The following is a 1430-nucleotide window of genomic DNA, read 5'->3' as shown; positions in this document are numbered from 1 at the left end:
GCGGTGGCGCCGGCAGACATAACCTGCTGCACCGGAGCGTCGTCGTCGTCGGCGTCGGAGTAGACGAAGCCGGAGCCGGTGGTGGCCGCGGCCTTGCCGGCGACTTCCTCGCCTTCTACTTCGTCGCCGAGCTCGGCGGCGTCGGGCGTGATGTCGTCGAGATCCTCTTCGGCGTCGACGTCATCGTCAGACGTACTGGCAGAGTTGCCGGCGGCTTCTGCCGCGGCTTTCGCGCCGGGCTTGGGCCCGCGCTTCTTGGGCTCAGGCTTGGCGACTCCGGTTACGGTGTCGCCACCCTCTGCGGAAGCGGCGTCCTTGACAGCCTTGTTGGCTGCGCGCGTGGCGGCGCGCTTGGCGTTGGTCGCCGCCTTCTTCTCCTCAGGGGACAATTCGGCCTGGTCGGCGGGTTCCTTCTTCGCGGAAGACGGGGTCACTGAAAACCTTTCTAGCTGCGGTCTGCGGAATCACCATACGGGCAACACCACTATGACCCTGTCAAGTCCGTGTTCAACATCAGGTGCAACCACGACCAGCAGAGCCACTTAGTAGAACTGCTGGCGCGGCCTTAATGTTCCCTGTTTCCAAGGAACATTTAGGGCACTTGATACACGGACCCAACCGGGTCTCGGCAACCATTGTCTCACGGTTTTCAGGCCGGGTGCCTTTCGCGACGCCGGGTCGGCGATATCGCGGCGGCTTCGCCCGCCGCGTCAGGACCTCATGCCGCGTCCGGGGCAAACTTCTGCCAGGCCGCCTCCCGCCTGGCAGCCCAGCCGCAAAGGGTGCCGCGCCGGCCAAGCTCCGCCAGCAGTTCCGCGAGCCTGTACCCCGGGTGGCCCTGCAGGGCCTGCCGGTAGAGCGCGTCGGCGTAGGAGCCGCGGCCACGGCACCATTCGATCCAGCCCAGCGCCGTCACGGCGGCTGCCGTTGCCTCCCCGTCACCAAGACGGCCGAGCCGTTCCAGGACCCGCTCGAGCCCGACCATCAGGGTCCAGTCCGGAACCGACGGCGCCAGTCCGAGCAGGACTTCCCCGTAACCGGGAACAGCCCCGGCTGCAGGCACGGCGCCGCCGGCGGACCCGCCGCTGCCGGGTGCCACCGGCAGGGGTATCCGCGGAGCGGACTTGGACCGGGAAGTGCGGCCGGACATTGGACCCGGCAGGGGGCTGGGCGTGGGTCGGAGCCGTGAGGCGGGCGTGTTATCGGGGAAAGCGGCGGACCCGGGGTCCGGGTCGAAGATACCGAAGTCCTCGGCGCCGCGTTCGGCCGCAGACCGTCCGGCGGCCGCCATCACCAGGACCGCATCCCGCCATGACGGAATGCACAGGCTGGCCCGCAGGTAGCCGGCGAGTTCCGGTGAGAGCTGAAGCGGCCGGCCAATGGTCCAGGGATCGGGCGTCCCGGAGCCGGTGGTTCCGGCGTCGGTCCCG

The 1430-nt window shown here is 69.0% G+C and carries 1 protein-coding gene and 1 pseudogene; both read right to left on the bottom strand.

Translation table 11 applies throughout. From position 1 onward, the window contains the following. Window positions 1-434 (bottom strand): annotated as a pseudogene (locus tag LQV45_RS32240) (RNA polymerase sigma factor); the annotation flags it as partial. A 284-nt stretch (window positions 435-718) separates the two neighbouring features. Next, on the bottom strand, window positions 719-1430 hold a 712-nt coding region (locus LQV45_RS32235), incomplete at its 5' end, for a DUF4192 family protein (protein ID WP_230011604.1).

The sequence above is a fragment of the Microbacterium sp. Bi128 genome, assembly GCF_918698205.1.
Note: the sequence above shows the minus strand (reverse complement) of the source record. Positions and strands in the feature narration are given on the sequence as shown.